This is a genomic window from Sphingobium sp. B8D3A (genome assembly GCF_025961995.1).
Lineage (GTDB): Bacteria > Pseudomonadota > Alphaproteobacteria > Sphingomonadales > Sphingomonadaceae > Sphingobium.
In genome coordinates this window covers 797,080-815,388 of the sequence record NZ_JAOQOS010000001.1, presented here as the reverse complement: position 1 = coordinate 815,388, position 18,309 = coordinate 797,080, and the positions used below count along the sequence as shown (strand labels likewise).

The following is an 18,309-nucleotide window of genomic DNA, read 5'->3' as shown; positions in this document are numbered from 1 at the left end:
TGTTCATTTTTGGGTTAGCGCTGTGTGTAGTGAAGTGGGGAAAGCGTCATGACGACGATGTTGTTCATCGCAATTCTGATCTTGGGCTCTCTGCTGCTCGATACGCGCAAGCGCCTGGATCGGCTGGAAAAAGAGGTGGGCGGGAGTATTGCCGGCTCATCGGTAGACCGCCAGCCGGAGGCGGAAGCAGGCCTCCACGCCGACTTTGATCACCCCACACCATATCGAGGCCCAGCACGCGTCGCTGCATCCGAGACGCCGCCTGCTCACATCGAACTGCAAGCCCCGCCAACCATGCGGGACATCATCGCGAGCGACCCTGCGCCGCGTGAGGTCGAGGAGAATAGTCTGCCGACACCGGCCGAACCGGATGCAGTTGGGCCGGAGCAAGACCCCCATGCCCATGAGAGCAGCGGGTTTGAAGACCTGTTCGGTCGCCGTCTCCCGATCTGGGCGGGCGGCGTCACGCTGATTGTAGCGGCTGTTCTGCTCGTCAAATATTCGATCGACGCGGGCCTGCTCTCTCCATGGGTCCGGGTTATGCTCGGACTTATCTTTGGATCAGCGCTGATCGCAGCAGCCGAACTCGCCCGAAAGATGGAGCGGTTCGTTCGGGACGATCGTGTCGCGCAATCGCTCGCGGGCGCAGGCGTCAGCAGCCTGTATGTCGCCATATTGTCAGCGAACAATCTCTATCATCTCATCTCGCCCGGCATGGCATTCGCCGGACTGACTGCCACCACCGCAGCGGCCATCGGTCTGGCGTTGCGGTTTGGCGCGCCGTGCGCTGTGCTCGCACTGCTGGGCGGCCTAGCCACACCGGCCCTGATCCAGAGTGGCGCGCCCAACATTCCCTTATTGAGCGGCTATCTCGCAATGGTCATCGGCAGCCTGACTGTGCTGTCCCGCCGCAAGCGCTGGTTCTGGCTGGGCGCAATGGCACTCGCCGGGGGGATGAGTTGGTCTGCGCTCGTGATCGTCATGGGCGAGCTCAGCCAATTCTCGGTGCTCTCGATCGGCCTTATCGTTCTACTCTTCGGCATCGCTTTGCCAGTCGTAACGGGCCGCGAGGACCGCAGCGTCGTGCTCCGCGCGGTTGCAGCCGCCGCAGCGGCCTTGCAGCTGGGCCTGCTTGTCTCGCAGGGCGGCTATGATGGATTGAGCTGGGGACTTTATGGGCTGCTGTCCCTCGCATTCTTCTGGCTAACCGAGCGCATGCCGACCTTGCGAACGATGACGGTTCTGCCGCTCGGCATCAGCTTGTTCCTGGCGTATCTTTGGCCAGCGGCACCCCTGGGCCTGTTCACTGCGGTGATGGGTGGCATCATCCTGATCTTCGGGGGTCCAGCCTTGTGGCGACTCTGGCGGCCTGGGGGAGGCATTGTTGAAGCCGGGCAAGTCGTTGGAATCGGCATCGGCGCCTATTTTGTGACGCTCCACCAGCCCTTTGACGCCAGCGAGACAGGCAACGCGCTGCTGGGCGTTGGATTCGCGGCGCTGCCCGCGCTGGGAGCTGCGCTCGGATGGCGCGCGTCCGACCGGCAGGATGACTGGCGCTTCCCCGTCCTTGCGCTCGCCTCGGGATTCATCCTGATCTGGTCAGCGACTTTTAGCGTGAGCATCTGGCTACAGCCTGTCGCGATCGCGGCGGTATCCGCTGGCCTTCTGCTGATCGCCCTTTTCTCGCAGGATCGGCGGATATCTAACGGCGCGCTCGTCTATCTCGCCGGCGCTGTGCTGCTGCTCATCGGTACTGGCTTGGCAAATGGCGAGGTGGAACGACTGACAGCGTCCGTCGACCCTCTCCACAGCGCCCAGGCACTGCTCCGTTGGGGATGTCTTGCCCTCGTCGGGGGAGCTTTCGCGTGGCACAACGCCGGCACAAGTCTGGGCCGGGCCCTGTCGGCGGCGACCGCCGTCCTCGTTTATGGCTTCCTCGCCCAGATCGTGCCGGCACCCTGGCTTGCCACTGTCGCAGCCGCGTGCATCCTGGGCCTTGCCTTGATCGCACGCCGCCATTTTCCGGGGGACCTTGCAGCGGCGATGCTGACGTTGAGCGCCATTGTCATGCTGTGGATGATCGCACCGTCGGGGGCGTGGCTGATCCGGGGAATGGGTTCGCTCGCCGGCTTCCCCGTGTTTTCGAGCGATCTGCCACCTCTCGGTCTTGTCCTTCGCGGCCTCGTCGGACCCGCATTTCTCCTCGCTTCGGCCTTCTGGATGCTGCGGGACAAGGCCGAACTCAGCCCGGCCCGTCTGCCCTGGCTGCTGTTCGGCATCCCCACACTGATCGGGGCTCACTGCCTCTACAAGCTGATCTTTGCGATAAATGATAGCCAGCACTTCATTGCCCTGGGCCTGGCGGAGCGGACGATTTGGCAGATGCTGTTGATCGGCACCGGCTTGGCCTTGTGGCGCTGGAGAAAGCAGCAGCATGTCGCCGCCACCCTTCTCATCGGCGCCGGCCTCGCGCATAATCTCGTTTATTCGATGCTCCTGCACAATCCGCTCTGGAGCGAACAGAGTGTGGGCGCCTGGCCGCTGCTGAACCTGCTACTGCCGTGCTACGCCATCGCGTTCGCAGCCCCACGAATCGTCCAATTGGTTCGGCCGGATCTGGATGGTCACATCGCACGCGCGCGTGTGCCATGGGACATGCTGGTGATCCTCATCTTTGCCTTCTCAAGTTTGCGTCGGTTCTTCACCGGCACCATTCTGGTCGGCGTGCCAATCGGACAGAGCGAGAGCATTCTCTGGTCGGTGCTGGCCATTGCCATGGCGATCGGCTGGCTCGGCTGGGGCATTCGGCAGGCGGACCGAATCTGGCGCACAGGTTCGCTTCTCCTTCTGCTCGCTGCCATCGCGAAGGTCTTCCTGATCGACGCGTCCGGGCTCGAAGGGCTGCTACGTATCCTCTCATTCCTTGCTCTGGGGTTCAGCCTGATCGGAGTTGGCTGGCTCTACAGCCGCTTCCTGCGCAGCGACTCCAATTAACGGTTCCAAAGTCAACTCGCTGCTAGGCGACAGCCTTCAAGGGAGATCTGCATGTCCGCTCCGGAATTTTCACTGCTGACAAAGCGCCGTTTCGCACCGATTTTCGTGGTGCAGTTCCTCGGCGCCTTCAACGACAATCTGCTGAAGTTCGCGCTGCTCTTCCTGGCAACATTCTCTCTCTACAAGGGTGACGCGAGCCAGGCTGGGCTGCTTTCGGTCATCGCGAGCGGCATCTTCATCGCGCCTTATTTCCTGTTCTCCGCGCTCGCCGGACAGATTGCGGACGCGCGTGACAAAGCTGCCCTGGTCAGATTCGTGAAGGCAGCCGAGATCGGCATCATGGGGATTGGCCTCGCCGGCTTCTGGTTCGAATCCGTTCCCGTGCTGCTGGTCGCGCTCTTCCTGATGGGAATGCACTCGACACTGTTCGGCCCCGTCAAATACTCGATCATTCCGCAGCACTTGCGCGAGAATGAGGTCGTGGGGGGCGTGGGCCTGATTGAAGCCGGCACCTTCCTCGCCATTCTCGGCGGCCAACTTCTGGCGCAGCAGATCCCGCCTTGGGAGGCCGGCCTGATCGCCACCGGCCTTGCAGTCGTCGGCTTCCTTGTAGCGCTGGCCGTCCCTCCAGCGCCCGCCACGGCGCCGGGACTCAAGATCGATGTGAACATCTTCGCCAGTACTTGGAACATCCTGAAGGCGGCGCGGCATGGCCGGGGGGTATGGCTGTCTATCCTCGGGATCAGTTGGTTCTTCGCCGTGGGTGCCGTGCTGCTCTCGCAGTTCGGTCCGCTCGTTTCTGGCGTTCTCATGGCCAACAAGGACGTCGCTACCCTCTTTCTGGTCGTCTTCTCGATCAGCGTCGCCATCGGGTCGTTGCTGGTCAATGCGCTGCTCAAAGGTGAGGTGTCCGCCCGCTATGTGCCGATTTCAGCATTGCTGATGTCCGCCTTCATGGTCGACCTGTGGCTTTCCTCCAGCGCCTTTCGATCGGTCGTGCCGGATGCGGGCATCCCGGCTTTCCTCGCTACGCCGGGTAGCTGGCGGATCCTGGTGGATCTTGTCGGCCTTGCCGTCGCAGGCGGCATGTTCATCGTGCCCTTGTATACGATCCTGCAAACCCATTCGCCCAGCGGCGAACGGTCGCGCACCATCGCGGCAAACAACATCGTCAACGCGGCCGTTTCCGTTCTTGTCGTGATCGTTGCCACAATCCTCTTGGCGACGGGCACCACCGTGCCGGGCGTCATCGGCGCCCTCGGCTTTGCAACGCTCTCTATTGCCCTCATCTCCTGCTGGCTGCTGCCCGAAACGCTCTTCAAGGCGATCGTCAGAACCACGTTGAAGGTCCTTTACCGTGTCGAACTGCTTGGGGCCGAGAACATGCCCCGCGCAGGCGAGCCGGCAGTGGTCGTCGTCAATCATGTCTCCTTTCTTGATGGCCTGCTGCTGGCCGCGTTCCTGCCCGGTAAGCCAACCTTTGCTGTCCACACGCGCATCGCCAGGGCGTGGTGGCTGAAGCCCTTCCTGCCACTCTTCGATGCGTTTTCGGTCGATCCCACCAATCCGCTGTCCGCCAAGGCAATGGTGAAGGCGGTGCGCGAGGGGCGCACGCTGGTCATCTTCCCGGAAGGCCGCATCACCGTCACCGGTGCACTCATGAAAGTGTTCGACGGGCCAGGCATGGTCGCCGACAAGGCAGACGCGCCGATCATCCCGGTCCGCATCGATGGTGCTCAGTTTACGCCCTTCTCGCGCCTCAGGGGCAAGGTGCGTCTGCGCCGCTTCCCCAAGATCCGCCTGACGGTCCTGCCAGCGCGTCGCTTCTCCATCGAGGGGGATCATACCGCGCGCACGCGCCGCGCCATCGCCGGCCGCCGTCTCTATGACGAGATGAGCCGGATGATCTTCGACACATCGTCGACCCGCACGACTCTGTTCGAGGCCCTGCTCGAAGCGCGCGAAATTCACGGCGGAAAGGCCGAGGTGGTCGAGGATGTGAAGCGCGAGCCGATGAGCTACGATCGGCTGGTCATCGCTTCGCTCGCGCTCGCCAAGCCCTTGAGCGAAACGACGCGCCGCGGGGAGGCTGTCGGCCTCCTGATGCCCAATGTCTCCGGCGTGGTTGCGAGCTTCTTTGCGCTGCAATCGGGCGGCCGCGTTCCTGCCATGCTCAATTATACAGCGGGCCTCGCCAATATTCGCGCGGCATGCACAGCCGCACAGGTTCGCACCGTCATCACCGCACGCGCCTTTGTGACGCAGGCGAAGCTGACGGAGCTGGTTGCCGGACTGGAAGCCGACGGGCTCTCATTCATCTGGCTGGAGGATGTCGGCGCACAAATCGGCATCAGCGCCAAGCTGCGCGCCAAGCTCGCAAGCCGGTCCGCGCTCAGCCGCCACAGACGTCTGCGTGTTTCGCCGGATGCGCCCGCCGTCATCCTCTTCACCAGCGGATCGGAAGGGGTGCCCAAGGGCGTCGTGCTCACCCATCGCAACCTGCTTTCTAACTGCCGCCAACTCGCAGCGCGCATTGATTTCAATGCGAGCGATGTGGTGCTGAATGCTCTCCCGGTGTTTCACAGCTTTGGGCTCACGGGCGGAACGCTGCTGCCGATCCTACACGGCGTGAAGACCGTGCTCTATCCCAGTCCACTGCATTACCGGATCGTGCCTGCGCTCGCCTATGATGCGAACGCCACGATCCTCTTTGGCACCGACACCTTCCTGTCCGGCTATGCGCGCATGGCGCACGGCTATGACTTCTACTCCTTGCGCTACATTTTCGCCGGCGCCGAGCGCGTGCGTGACGAGACGCGCAAGGCTTATGCCGAGAAATTTGGCCTGCGAATCCTGGAGGGCTATGGCGCGACAGAGGCCGGGCCGGTCATTGCCGTGAACACGCCGATGCACTTCCGCGCGGGTACCGTGGGGCGGCTGCTCCCGGGGATCGAGGCGCGTCTGGACGATGTACCGGGGATTGAGGAAGGCGGTCGCCTGTCCATTCGCGGGCCCAACATCATGGCCGGCTACATGAAAGCTGATGCACCGGGCGACCTGCAACCGCCGGAAGGCGGGTGGCACGATACAGGCGACATCGTGACCATCGATGACGAAGGCTTCGTTACGATACGCGGGCGCGCCAAGCGCTTCGCGAAGATTGGCGGCGAGATGATCTCTCTGCCGGCAGTCGAGGCCTATGCCGCAAAGGTCTGGCCGGAAGCCGAGCACGCGGTGGTGACCAGGCCAGACCCGAAGAAGGGCGAACAATTGGTGATGTTCACGACAGCGAAGGATGCCAGTTTCCCAGCGCTGCAAAGTTGGGGACGCGCCAATGGCGTGACCGAGCTTTCTCTCCCCCGTGATATCCGCGTGCTGGATGCCCTGCCCGTTCTGGGCACAGGCAAGCTGGATTATGTCAAGATGAGCGAGCTAGCAGCGACATAAGGTCGGGAGGAGCGGATGGACTGGTGGACATTCGCTGCCTCGCTGCCTTCACCGCTGGATAAGGTGGTATTGTCGACGCCCACCTGAATGCCACAAGCGAGTTAAACTCTGATCGGCCATCCCGGCCATCGGAGACATGCCATGGGACACTCCATGTTCCTTCTCCAGTGGCCCAATTGGCCAGATGAAGAACGCATACCCATGGAGCACGGTGAGGCTTGTACCGACCAGAGCCAGTCGTTGAGATCGGCCAACATGAACGTCTGTCCAGACAGCAGCGGTCAGTCGGTCACTTCAGCTCGTCCGGCGTGACGCGCCGACATAGCCGTCCTTCGAATGCAGGCGACGGACCTAGAACCTGCCGTTCGCTATGTGCTGTGCACATCGGAAATAGTCCATTTGCAATAACCTTGATCCTAACATCTTCGGGTACTGGCATCGACGGTTTGCGCCGCGGCTTTATGTTTGACTACAGCCCTTCGCTTGGCGCACTTGCGCTGCGGGTGCGAAGAGAGATCTCATGAGAATCGTCATCGTCGATGATAGCGGCGCGCGCGCGACGGTCCTTGAGGAAGGGCTGCATGATGCCGGCTATGACGACATCCATGTCGTCCCCCCACGCGGCGCCTTCGTCGCGCGGCTCGAGCGCATGGCGCCGGACGTGGTGCTGATGGACCTCGGCAACCCCAGCCGCGATACGCTGGAGGAGATGCTCACCGTCAGCCGCGCGCTGGCCAAGCCGATCGCGATGTTCGTCGATCAGTCGGATGACAGCATGATCGAGGCCGCCATCGATGCCGGAATTTCTGCCTATGTGGTGGACGGGCTGCGCAAGGAGCGGATCAAGCCGATCCTCGATCTGGCGATCCGTCGCTTCAATGCCTTCGCCCGCATGCAGGCCGAGTTGGACGATGCCCGCACGCAACTGGCCGACCGCAAGACGATCGACCGCGCCAAGGCCATCCTCATGGCCCAGCGCGGCCTCGGCGAGCCGGAGGCCTATGCGCTGCTCCGCTCCAGCGCGATGAACCAGGGGAAGAAGATGGTCGATATCGCCGCGGCCCTGATTACCGCGCATGATCTGCTGGGAGGCACGCCATGACGCCGATCCGCATCGCTTTTTTGGGCCTGACCGATGCCGCCGTGCTGGTCGCCGCGCGCGAAAAGGGCTTTGCGCAAGCCGAGGGCGTCGCGCTCGATCTGCTGCGCGATACCAGTTGGGCGACGCTGCGCGACCGGCTCGTCTACGGTCAGGTGCAGGCCGCGCACATGCTGGCCCCGCTCGCCGTGGCGGTGACGCTGGGCTTGAGCCAGCAGCCTTGCGCGCTTTCCGCGCCCTACAAGCTCAACGTCAATGGCAACCTCATCGTCATTGCGCCCGGCTTTTCCGCTGCGCTGGAGCCGGACACGTCCGCGCGCCTCAACGATCCGCTGGCTACCGCGCATGATTTCGCCACCGCCATCGGCCTCCATCATCGCAAGCCGATCATCGGCGTCGTCCATCGCTTTTCCAGCCATGCTCTCGTGCTGCGCTACTTCCTCGCCAGTGCCGGGATCGACCCGGACCGCGACGTGGTAATGCGCGTCCTGCCGCCTTCCCTGATGGTCGAGGCGATGCGCGCGGGCGAGATCGACGGGTTCACGGCGGGAGAGCCATGGGGCAGTGCGGCCATCGAGGCGGGGCTTGCCGAAGCCGTTGCGGCGAGCGAGCGTCTCTGGCAGCGCGGCGTCGAAAAGGTGCTCACCTTCCGCACCGACTGGATGGAAGCCAATCCGGATGCCGTCGATGCGCTGCTGCGCGCCATGGCCAAGGCAGCGCTCTGGTGCGACGATCCCGCCAATCGCGCGGAACTGGCCTTCCTGCTGGCCGGCCCGGCCTATCTCGATCAGCCGATCGCGCTGGTGGAGCGTGGGCTGGCCGGGCGCATCGTTGCGCGGCAGGGCGAGCCGCCGGTCGACCTGCCCGACTTCCTGCTCTTCGCCCGCGAAGCGACGCCCTTTCCCTGGCAGAGCCAGGCGCTGTGGATTTACTCCCAGTTCGTGCGCTGGCGCATGGTGAAGCCCGGCGAGGCGAGCCGCGCCAAGGCCGCGTCCGTCTTCCGGCCGGACATCTACCGCCGCGCGCTGGCCGACAGCGACGCGCCGATGCCCGGCGCCAGCAGCAAGGTGGAAGGCGCCCTCACCAGCCCACTCCCCATCGGCGCCCCGCGCGGCGCGATCACGCTGGGGCCGGACCGGTTCTTCGATGGTCGCAGGTTCGATCCGGATCAGATCGAGGGTTATCTCGCGGGGTTCGAGCGGGGATGAGGGGGCGGATCATCGATCCCCGCGATCCTTCGGATCGCTACCCCTCTCCCAGCTTCGACTAGGCAGCATGCTGCCAAGTCTGCGCATCCCTCGCCCTCAAGGGGAGAGGGTTTGAGCTTGGCTCATCGGGCATGAGATTGCCGCCTCCAACTCTGCCCAAAATTGTGCCTTGCAACATGAGCCGAATCGCGAGATAGTATCTCCGTTACGCGACGAGGCGTGACCGCTTGGACAGGCGCTCCATTGAGGGAGCGGGCCGCGTCCTCCCAAATTTTGCAGCAAAGCCGCTGGCCAGACATGTGCGTTTTCGCGCGCATCGTCTGCCGAGCGGCTTTTTTCGTTTCACCGCCCATCAAGGGGCTTCGTCACTAAGGGGACGTGACATGGCAACGATAATCCGTGACGTACAGGGCATGAGCGCCACACCGGCATCATCCGAGAAAAGCAATTTCTGGCGCGTGGGCCACAAGCCGACGCTGATCGCCTCGTTTCTCTATTTCGATCTCGCCTTCATGGTCTGGGTGATGCTCGGCCCACTCGCGCCGGACATCTCCGCCACGCTGGGACTGTCGGCTGCGCAGAAGGGGCTGATGGTCGCAACCCCCACGCTGATGGGCGCCATCTTGCGCGTCGTGAACGGGTTGCTGGTCGACCGGATCGGCCCCAAGCTCTCCGGCGCGATCAGCCAAGTCATCGTCATCGTCGGACTGATGACGGCGTGGATGATGGGCGTGGACAGCTTCGGCGGCACGCTGGCGCTGGGTGTGATCCTCGGCTTTGCGGGCGCCAGCTTCGCCATAGCGCTGCCGCTGGCCAGCCGCTGGTATCCGCCCGAGCATCAGGGCAAGGCGATGGGTCTTGCCGGCATGGGCAATTCCGGCACGGTCCTCGCCGCGCTGTTCGCGCCGACGCTGGCCAAGCTCTTTGGCTGGAACGCGGTGCTGGGCCTCGTCTGCATTCCGCTCGCGCTCGTCTTCGTGATCTACATGGTGATGGCCAAGGACGCGCCGAATCAGCCCGCGCCCAAGAAGGTCCTCGAATATTTCAAACCGCTCCAAACGGCGGACGCCTGGTGGCTGATGGGCTTTTATGCCGTCACGTTCGGCGGTTTCTCGGGACTGTCCGCCTCGCTCAGCATCTACTTTACCGATCAGTTTCTGCTCAGCCCGATTATGGCCGGTTATTGCACGGCGGCCTGCGTATTCGCCGGATCTTTGGTGCGGCCCATGGGCGGGGCGCTGGCGGATCGCGTCGGCGGCATCAACACGCTTATGCTGGTGTTCCTCGTCGCCGCGCTGGCCCTTGCAGGGGTGAGCATGGCGACCACGCTCCCCGCCGCTCTCGGTCTTTTCGTGCTGGCCATGCTGGCTCTGGGCACGGGCAATGGTGCGGTGTTCCAGCTCGTGCCGCAGCGCTTCCAGGCGGAAATCGGCATCATGACCGGGCTGGTCGGCATGGCTGGCGGCGTGGGCGGCTTCTACCTCGCCTCCTCGCTCGGCTTTGCCAAACAACTCACCGGCAGCTTCTCCTCGGGCTTCCTGATTTTCGCCGGCCTTGCGGTTCTGGCGCTGGCGGGGATGCTGGCGGTCAAGAGCAAGTGGCGCGCGACCTGGACGACCGGCGCGCGCATCTGATGACGTGACGATGGGGCGGGGCCGGTGGCTCCGCCCTTCTCATCAGGGGGAAAATCATGAAATTTTTGTCTATGACGGCGGCCCTGCTGGTCGCCGCCGGGCCGGCTTGCGCCCAGGATCTGACGGTCAAGCCGCTCGCCGAACTGCGCCTGCGCTATGAGAGCGTCGATCAGGACGGGCTGGCCCAGCCGCAAGCCGATGCGGCAACGGCCCGGCTCCGCGCCGGCGCGCAAGCCAGCTTTGGCCCGCTCTCCGCGCTGGCGGAAGGGCAGGGCACGCTCCGCCTCGCAGGGGATGCCTTTGACGGGTTGAACGGCGCGGCCAACCGCCCCCTCATCGCCGACCCGCAAAATGTGGCGCTGTCCCGTGCGCAGATTGCCTATCGCACGCCGTCCTTTGCGCTCACCGCCGGGCGGCAGCGCATCACGATGGATGACGAGCGCTTCGTCGGCGCGGTCGGCTTCCGGCAGAACGGCCAGAGCTTCGATGCCGTGCGCGGGGAATGGACCGGACTTCCGGGCGTTCGCGCGGATGTCGCCTTTGTCTGGCAGGTACGCACCATCTGGGGTGTGGATGGCGCCGGTGCCCGGCCGCGCAGCATCGACGGCGATAGCGTGCTGACCAACGTCTCGGCCAAAACGCCGCTCGGCACCGTTACCGGCTTTGCCTATCTGATCGATCAGGACGAGGCGGCGGTGCAGGGCTATCGGCTGTCGAGCCAGACCTATGGCGTCCGGCTCGCGGGGACGCGCAAGCTCTCAGCCTCCACGAAGCTCGGCTATGCGCTCAGCTACGCGCGGCAGAGCGATTATCGCCGCAATCCCAATGATTATGCGGCGGACTATTGGCTGGCGGACGTGACGCTGGATGTTACGGCCCTCAAGCTCAACGCCGGTTATGAAGTGCTCGGCGCGTCCGGCGGCGCCGCGTTCACCAGCTTCCAGACGCCGCTCGGCACCAATTTCAAGTTTCAGGGGTGGGCGGACAAGTTCCTCACCACCCCGCCCGATGGCCTGCGCGATCTCTACGCGGGCGCGAGCTACGGCCAGCGGGGCGTGACGGTGCAGGCCATCTATCACCGATTCGAGAGTGACCGGCTGGCGCGTCATTATGGCGACGAGATCAATCTCCTCGCCAGTGTGAAGCGTGATAAGGCCACGGTATCTGCGCGTTTTGCACGCTATGAGGCGGACAGCTTCGGGACCGACACGAGCAAGGTGTGGCTGCAACTGGATTGGGCGCTGTGACGATGACGCACCGGAATCGCTTGCGCGGTTTCGCGAATCGCGTCATGTTGCAGTGCGAAGGGCAAGGACGCCCGACGGATTTCATAGCTGAGACTGGCCCGCGGATGGGCCGTCAAGGCGCGATGTGATGGCAAAGCCGCCATCCAGGCTTCGGTTCAAACACCGGAGCCCGGATGGCGGCTTTTTTTCGTTTTGGAGCAAGGCACATGGACTTCCAGGATTATCGGGGCGGAGGGGCAGCACCGGAGGCGGGACCATCGGAAGGGGCATCGGGCGGCAGCGCCGCGCCCCGCGAACATCTGGTGGTAATCGGCAATGGCATGGCCGGTTGCCGCGCCGTCGAGGAGCTGCTGGCGCGCGATGCCGGGCGCTACCGCGTCACCATCTTCGGCGCCGAGCCGCATGTGAACTATAACCGCATCATGCTCTCCCCTGTGCTCGCCGGGGAAAAGAGCTTTGACGAGATCGTCATCAATACGGCCGACTGGTATCGGGAGAACGGCATCGATCTGATCGTGAGCGATCCGGTCATCGCTATCGATCGTGCCGCGCGCGCCGTCACCAGCCGTTCGGGCCGGATCGTCGCTTATGACCGCCTGCTCATCGCCACCGGATCGGACCCGTTCATCATCCCCGTGCCCGGGCATGACTTGCCCGGCGTCATCAGCTTCCGCGACATGAAGGATGTCGACACGATGGTCGCCGCAGCCGATGCCGGCGGCGAGGCCATCGTGATCGGTGGCGGTCTGCTCGGGCTGGAGGCCGCGCACGGGCTTTCCTTGCGCGGCATGAAGGTCACGGTGCTGCACCTGCCCGGCACGCTCATGGAGCGCCAGCTCGATGAAGCCGCGGGCTGGCTGCTCAAGACGGCGTTGGAGGCGCGCGGGCAGACCATCCTCACCGGTGCCGATACCGCTGAAGTCTTTGGGCAGGGCAAGGTCGAGGGCGTGCGCCTGAAAGATGGCCGCGAGATCCCCGCCAGCCTCGTCGTCATGGCCGTCGGCATCCGCCCTTCTGTCGCGTTGGCGCGCGAGGCGGGGCTCGAGGTCGGTCGCGGCATCAAGGTCGACGATCATATGGTCACCTCCGACCCCGCGATTCTCGCGGTCGGCGAGTGCGTCGAGCATGACGGGCAGGTCTACGGCCTCGTCGCGCCCTTGTGGGACATGTGCCGCAGCCTGGCGGACGGCCTCACCGGCAAGGTCAACCCCTATCGCGGTTCGGTCACCTCCACCAAGCTCAAGGTCTCGGGCATCGATGTGTTCTCGGCGGGCGATTTCTCCGGCGCCGGCGCGGGCTGCGAGGACATCGTGCTGCGCGATGCCAGCCGGGGCGTCTACAAGCGCCTCGTGCTGCAGGATGACCGTATCGTCGGCGCGGTGCTTTATGGCGATACGGCGGATGGCAGCTGGTATTTCGATCTTCTCAAGAAGGGGGAGAGCATCGCGGACCTGCGCGATCTGCTGATCTTCGGACAGGCCTTCGCCTCGGGGGGTGGGCAGGCGGACCCTAAGGCGGCCGTTGCGGCGCTCTCGGACGATGCCGAGATTTGCGGCTGCAACGGCGTCTCCAAGGGGCAGGTCGTCTCCTGCATCGCCAAGGGCGCGCACAGCCTGGATGCAGTGCGCGCGACCTGCAAAGCCTCGGCCAGCTGCGGCTCCTGCACGGGCCTCGTCGAGACATTGCTGGCGATCACGCTGGGCGATGATGTCCAGTCCGGCCCAAAGACGATGTGCAAATGCACCAGCTTCACCCATGACGATGTGCGCCGCGAGATCCTCGCGCAAGGCATGCGGTCGATCCCCGAGGTGATGCAGAAGCTGCACTGGACCACGCCGGATGGCTGCGCCTCCTGCCGTCCCGCGCTCAATTATTATCTGCTCTGCGCCCTGCCGGGTGACTATGTGGACGACCAGCAGAGCCGCTTCGTGAACGAACGCCTCCATGCCAACATCCAGAAGGACGGCACTTATTCGGTCGTGCCGCGCATGTGGGGCGGCCTCACCAATCCGCGCGAGCTGCGCGCCATCGCCGATGTGGTCGAGAAATATGAGGCGCCGATGGTCAAGGTCACCGGCGGCCAGCGGCTCGACATCTTCGGCATCAAGAAGGAGGATCTGCCCGCCGTCTGGGCGGATCTCAATGCCGCCGGCATGGTCTCGGGCCATGCCTATGGCAAGGCGCTGCGCACGGTGAAGACCTGCGTGGGCAGCGATTGGTGCCGCTTCGGCACGCAGGATTCCACCGGGCTTGGCGTGCGGCTGGAGAAGATGAGCTGGGGCTCGTGGATGCCCCACAAGTTCAAGATCGCTGTCTCCGGCTGCCCCCGCAATTGCGCGGAAGCGACGATCAAGGATTTCGGCGTGGTCTGCGTGGACTCGGGCTATGAGCTGCATGTGGCGGGCAATGGCGGAATCCATGTGCGCGCCACGGACCTCCTCTGCCGCGTCTCCACCGAGCAGCAGGTGCTCGATTATTGCGCGGCTTACATCCAGCTCTACCGCGAAGAAGCCCGCTATCTGGAGCGCACCGCCCCCTGGGTCGAGCGGGTCGGCATCGATTATGTGAAGCAGCGCATCGTCGAGGATGAAGTGGGGCGCGAGGCCCTGTGCGCCCGCTTCCTTTATTCGCAGAGCTTCAGTCAGGACGACCCCTGGGCGTCGCGCGCGGAAGGCGGAGAGCGCGAGCAGCACGCACATATGGCGCAGTTCAAACCCGTCAAAGCGGAGGAAATGGCATGATCGGCGATTGGCTCGACATCGGCTGGGTGAACGAGATTCCCGTGCGCGGCAGCCGCACCGTCACCGTGGATGGCGCCGGGGAGATCGCCGTGTTCCGCACCGGGGACGACAAGGTCTTTGCCCTGCGCAACCGCTGCCCGCACAAGGGCGGCCCGCTGAGCCAGGGCATCGTCCATGGCCACAGTGTCGCCTGCCCGCTGCACAACTGGAACATCGCGCTGGCGACCGGAGAGGCGCAGGGTGAGGACAAGGGCTGCACGCCGACGATTCCCGTGAAGGTCGATGGCGGTCGGGTGCTGATCTGCCGCACCGGCACGCTGCAGGCGGCGGCGTGATGGGGGCTCACAAGCAGAAGCCCTTCCTCTTCAGAGGAGGGGTTGGGGTGGTGGCGATGCTTCAGCATCGCGCGCTCAGCGCATCATCGGAACTGTCCAGCACCACCCCCTGCCCCTCCTCTGAAGAGGAGGGGAGATGACTGCAATCCGCACCACCTGCGCTTATTGCGGCGTCGGCTGCGGCATTCTCGCGATGCCCACCGGCCCGCGCAGCATGGCGATCAAGGGCGATCCCGATCACCCGGCCAATCGCGGGCGGCTGTGCTCCAAGGGCACGCATCTGGGCGAGACGGTCGGGCTGGAGGGCCGTCTGCTCCACCCGATGATCGGCGCCAAGCGGGCCGGCTGGGACAAAGCGCTCGATCTCGTGGCCCGCCGCCTCCGCGAAACGATAGCGCGCCACGGGCCGGACAGCGTCGCCTTCTACGTATCGGGCCAGTTACTGACCGAGGATTATTACGTCGCCAACAAACTGATGAAAGGGTTCATTGGCTCGGCGAACATCGACACCAATTCGCGCCTGTGCATGTCCAGCGCGGTTGCCGGCCATCAGCGCGCGTTCGGCGAGGATATCGTCCCCGCCAGCTATGACGATCTCGACGCGGCCGACCTGATCGTCCTCATCGGCTCGAACACCGCATGGTGCCACCCCATCGTCTATCAGCGGATCATGGCTGCGAGGGCCGAGCGCGGCACGAAAATCATCGTCATCGATCCGCGCCGCACCGAGACGTGTGAGGATGCCGACCTGCATCTTGCGCTCAAGCCCGGCACGGATGTGGCGCTGATGAACGGGCTGCTCGCGCACTGCCGTCGCGAAGGGCTGGTGGATGCAACGTTTCTCGCCGATCACGTCGCCGCGCCGGAGGCTTTCTGGGAAGCGCTTGAGCGCGACCATGATCTGTGGAGCATCGCGAAGACCTGCGATCTGCCCCCAGCCGATCTCCAGCGCTTCTACGATCTGTTCGCCGCGACCCCACGCACGGTCACCCTGTTCAGCCAGGGCATCAACCAGTCGATCCGCGGCACTGATCAGGTCAACGCGATCCTCAATGTCCATCTCGCCACCGGCCGCATCGGCAAGCCGGGCGCAGCGCCCTTCTCGATCACCGGTCAGCCCAATGCCATGGGCGGCCGCGAGGTCGGCGGGCTGGCGACGACGCTGGCCGCGCATCGCGGTTTTGGCGAGGAGGACGTGGCGGAGGTGGGGCGCTTCTGGGCCGCCGAGCGCATGGCGACCAAGCCGGGCCTCAAGGCAGTGGACATGTTCCGCGCCATTGCGGAAGGGCGCATCAAGGCACTGTGGGTGATGGCGACCAATCCCGCCGTCTCGCTGCCGGATGCCGCCCGCGTGCGCGAGGCGCTGGAGACTTGCCCGTTCGTCGTCGTCTCGGACGTGATGGCCGATACCGACACCGCCCGCTTTGCCCATGTCCGCCTGCCGGCCGCCGCCTGGGGCGAGAAGGATGGCACCGTCACCAACAGCGAGCGCCGCGTCAGCCGCCAGCGCGCCGTGCTGCCGCTGCCCGGCGAGGCGAAGCCGGACTGGTGGATCATCAAGGAAGTCGGCCGCCGCATGGGCTGGCGCACGGCCTTTGGCTATGCGCATCCGGCGGAAATCTGGCGCGAGCATGCCCGCTTGACCACCTATTGCAATGAGGGCGGCCGCCTGCTCGATCTGCGGGACAAGGTGGCGCTGGGCAATGCGGATTACGACGCGCTCGAGCCTTTCCAGTGGGGCGGCACGCCCTTTGCCGATGGGCGCTTCTCCACGCCGGACGGCAAGGCGCGGCTGGTGCCGGTCGTCCAGCGCGAGGCCGAGGCGCAGTTGCGCGACTGGCCGATGACGCTCAATACCGGGCGCTATAGGGACCAGTGGCACACGATGACGCGCACGGGCCTCAGCCCCAAACTCGCCCGCCATCGCGAGGAGCCGCAAGTTGAGGTGCATCCCGCCGATGCCGCGCGGTTGGGGCTAGAGGATCGCGCGCTGGCCCGCGTCATCACGCCGCAGGGAGAGAGCCTGTTCCGCGTCGCACATATGCCTGGCCAGCGCCGGGGCGAGGTGTTCACGCCGATCCACTGGACCGATTGCCAGTCCACCGGCGGGCGCACCGGCTTCCTTGCGCGTCCGCTGGTCGATCCGCACAGTGGTCAGCCCGGCTTCAAGATGACGCCCGCTCGCATCGAGCCGGTCGCGGTCGACTGGCGAGGCTTCCTCATCCTCCACGGCTCGGCACTGGGCGCCCCCAAGGCACCGGATTGCCTCTGGGCGACGCGCATCGCCGTGCCCAATGGCGCGCTCTATGAGCTGGCCGGGGAGGGCGATCCCGCCGTGCTGGATGCAGCCCTGCCGCGCGGTCAGCGCATCGAGGCGAGCGATTCCTCACGCGGCACGCGGCGCACCGCGATCCTGCAGGACGGGCGCCTCGCTGCCGTGCTGTTCGTCACCCGCGACGGCGACCTGCCGGCGCGCGACTGGCTCATCGGCCAGCTTGCCCAGCCGCAGGGGCCGCAGGTGCTCGCTGGTCGCGCACCGGGCGCGCAGGTCGATGTTGGCCCGATCATCTGCGCCTGCTTCGGCGTGGGTCTCCACGCCATCGTCGCGGCCATTCGCGCGCAGGATCGCGTCGATGTCGCCGCCATTGGCGCGGCGCTCGGCGCCGGCACCAATTGCGGCTCCTGCCGCCCCGCCATTGCGCAGCTCATCGCTGCCGAAACGAAGGAGGCCGTTCATGGCTGAAGCATTTGCACCCGGCACTATCTGGCTCGTCGGTGCCGGGCCGGGCGATCCCGATCTGCTTACCCGCAAGGCCCTGCGCCTGCTCGAACAGGCCGATGTGGTGTTCTACGATGCGCTGGCCGGGCGAGACATTCTCGATCTTGCCCCGCAGGCCGAGCATGTCAGCGTCGGCAAGCGCTCGGGCCGCCACAGCAAGGATCAGGCGACGATCGACCAGCTGATCGTCGCGGCAGCGCTGGCCGGACGGCGAGTGGTGCGCCTGAAGGGTGGCGATCCCTCGATCTTCGGCCGCTCGACCGAGGAGCTGACGGCCTGTGCCGCGCATGGCATCCCTGTCTACATCTGCCCCGGCATCACGGCGGCCAGCGCCGCGGCCGCCAGCGGCCTCGTCTCGCTTACGCTGCGCGGGGCGGCACGGCAACTCACCTTCCTCACCGCCCATGCGCGGGGAGCTGAGCCGCTCAATGTGGATTGGTCACGCCTCGCTGCCGGCGAAGCGACGCTCGCCATCTATATGGGCCGCGACGCCGCGCCGGAAATTGCCCGCAACCTGATTGCCGCCGGACTGCCCCCGGAGACACCGGTCATGGTCGCCGTCAATGTCTCCCGCCCGGATGAGCGCCTGCTGCGCGGCCGGCTCGATGCGCTGGCCTTTCTCGTGCGCACCATCGGGCGCGACGATCCCACCCTGCTGCTGATTGGCGATGCGCTGTTTTGCCCCGGGAGTGAGCGCAAGCGGGCCGGGGCGCCGGCGCAGATCGGGGAGTATGCTGCGCTGGATTGATCTATCGCTGAGATAGCCGCCCTTCACGCCGACTCGAATTTTACCGAAAGCCCACGATTAATTCACGCGCAGTGCAT

10 protein-coding genes are annotated in these 18,309 nt (G+C 65.1%); all 10 read left to right on the top strand.

All coding sequences use genetic code 11. The annotated features are described in order from the left end of the window. Window positions 1–48 precede the first annotated feature (48 nt). The 10 genes from M2342_RS03660 to cobA all read left to right on the top strand — a co-directional run bounded on the left by M2342_RS03660 (window position 49) and on the right by cobA (window position 18,232). A complete protein-coding gene (locus M2342_RS03660; protein WP_264578076.1) occupies window positions 49–2,994 on the top strand; it encodes a DUF2339 domain-containing protein in 2,946 nt (981 codons plus the stop codon). 51 nt (window positions 2,995–3,045) lie between these two features. Then, window positions 3,046–6,441 carry an acyl-[ACP]--phospholipid O-acyltransferase gene (locus M2342_RS03655; RefSeq protein WP_264578075.1) on the top strand — a complete coding sequence of 1,132 codons (3,396 nt, stop codon included), beginning with the start codon at window positions 3,046–3,048 and terminating at the stop codon, window positions 6,439–6,441. Window positions 6,442–6,961: 520 nt separating this feature from the next. Further along, entirely contained in the window at window positions 6,962–7,543 is a 582-nt protein-coding gene (locus M2342_RS03650) for an ANTAR domain-containing response regulator (protein WP_264578074.1), read from the top strand. Next, a complete protein-coding gene (locus tag M2342_RS03645) occupies window positions 7,540–8,748 on the top strand; it encodes a CmpA/NrtA family ABC transporter substrate-binding protein (protein WP_264578073.1) in 1,209 nt (402 codons plus the stop codon). Before M2342_RS03650 ends, M2342_RS03645 begins: the two co-directional genes overlap by 4 nt. 383 nt (window positions 8,749–9,131) lie before the next feature. Continuing rightward, window positions 9,132–10,382 carry a nitrate/nitrite transporter gene (locus tag M2342_RS03640; RefSeq protein ID WP_264578072.1) on the top strand — a complete coding sequence of 417 codons (1,251 nt, stop codon included), beginning with the start codon at window positions 9,132–9,134 and terminating at the stop codon, window positions 10,380–10,382. Between the two features lie 56 nt (window positions 10,383–10,438). Next, entirely contained in the window at window positions 10,439–11,629 is a 1,191-nt protein-coding gene (locus tag M2342_RS03635) for an alginate export family protein (RefSeq protein ID WP_264578071.1), read from the top strand. Window positions 11,630–11,835: 206 nt separating this feature from the next. Further along, the gene (gene nirB, locus M2342_RS03630; RefSeq protein WP_264578070.1) at window positions 11,836–14,370 is read left to right on the top strand and encodes a nitrite reductase large subunit NirB; all 2,535 of its coding nucleotides are present in this window, start codon (window positions 11,836–11,838) and stop codon (window positions 14,368–14,370) included. Next, the gene (nirD, locus tag M2342_RS03625) at window positions 14,367–14,705 is read left to right on the top strand and encodes a nitrite reductase small subunit NirD (protein WP_264574324.1); all 339 of its coding nucleotides are present in this window, start codon (window positions 14,367–14,369) and stop codon (window positions 14,703–14,705) included. Before nirB ends, nirD begins: the two co-directional genes overlap by 4 nt. 136 nt (window positions 14,706–14,841) lie before the next feature. Then, entirely contained in the window at window positions 14,842–17,448 is a 2,607-nt protein-coding gene (locus tag M2342_RS03620) for a nitrate reductase (RefSeq protein WP_264578069.1), read from the top strand. After that, complete coding sequence (gene cobA, locus M2342_RS03615) at window positions 17,441–18,232, top strand: uroporphyrinogen-III C-methyltransferase (RefSeq protein WP_264578068.1); 792 nt, start codon at window positions 17,441–17,443, stop codon at window positions 18,230–18,232. The genes M2342_RS03620 and cobA overlap by 8 nt, the downstream gene beginning before the upstream one ends. Window positions 18,233–18,309 lie beyond the last annotated feature (77 nt).

What these genes read in the sequence shown, in the direction of transcription:
- M2342_RS03660 (WP_264578076.1), top strand. Translation starts at nt 49, where the DNA reads ATGACGACGATGTTGTTCATCGCAATTCTGATCTTGGGCTCTCTGCTG.
- M2342_RS03655 (WP_264578075.1), top strand. Translation starts at nt 3,046, where the DNA reads ATGTCCGCTCCGGAATTTTCACTGCTGACAAAGCGCCGTTTCGCACCG.
- M2342_RS03650 (WP_264578074.1), top strand. Translation starts at nt 6,962, where the DNA reads ATGAGAATCGTCATCGTCGATGATAGCGGCGCGCGCGCGACGGTCCTT.
- M2342_RS03645 (WP_264578073.1), top strand. Translation starts at nt 7,540, where the DNA reads ATGACGCCGATCCGCATCGCTTTTTTGGGCCTGACCGATGCCGCCGTG.
- M2342_RS03640 (WP_264578072.1), top strand. Translation starts at nt 9,132, where the DNA reads ATGGCAACGATAATCCGTGACGTACAGGGCATGAGCGCCACACCGGCA.
- M2342_RS03635 (WP_264578071.1), top strand. Translation starts at nt 10,439, where the DNA reads ATGAAATTTTTGTCTATGACGGCGGCCCTGCTGGTCGCCGCCGGGCCG.
- nirB (WP_264578070.1), top strand. Translation starts at nt 11,836, where the DNA reads ATGGACTTCCAGGATTATCGGGGCGGAGGGGCAGCACCGGAGGCGGGA.
- nirD (WP_264574324.1), top strand. Translation starts at nt 14,367, where the DNA reads ATGATCGGCGATTGGCTCGACATCGGCTGGGTGAACGAGATTCCCGTG.
- M2342_RS03620 (WP_264578069.1), top strand. Translation starts at nt 14,842, where the DNA reads ATGACTGCAATCCGCACCACCTGCGCTTATTGCGGCGTCGGCTGCGGC.
- cobA (WP_264578068.1), top strand. Translation starts at nt 17,441, where the DNA reads ATGGCTGAAGCATTTGCACCCGGCACTATCTGGCTCGTCGGTGCCGGG.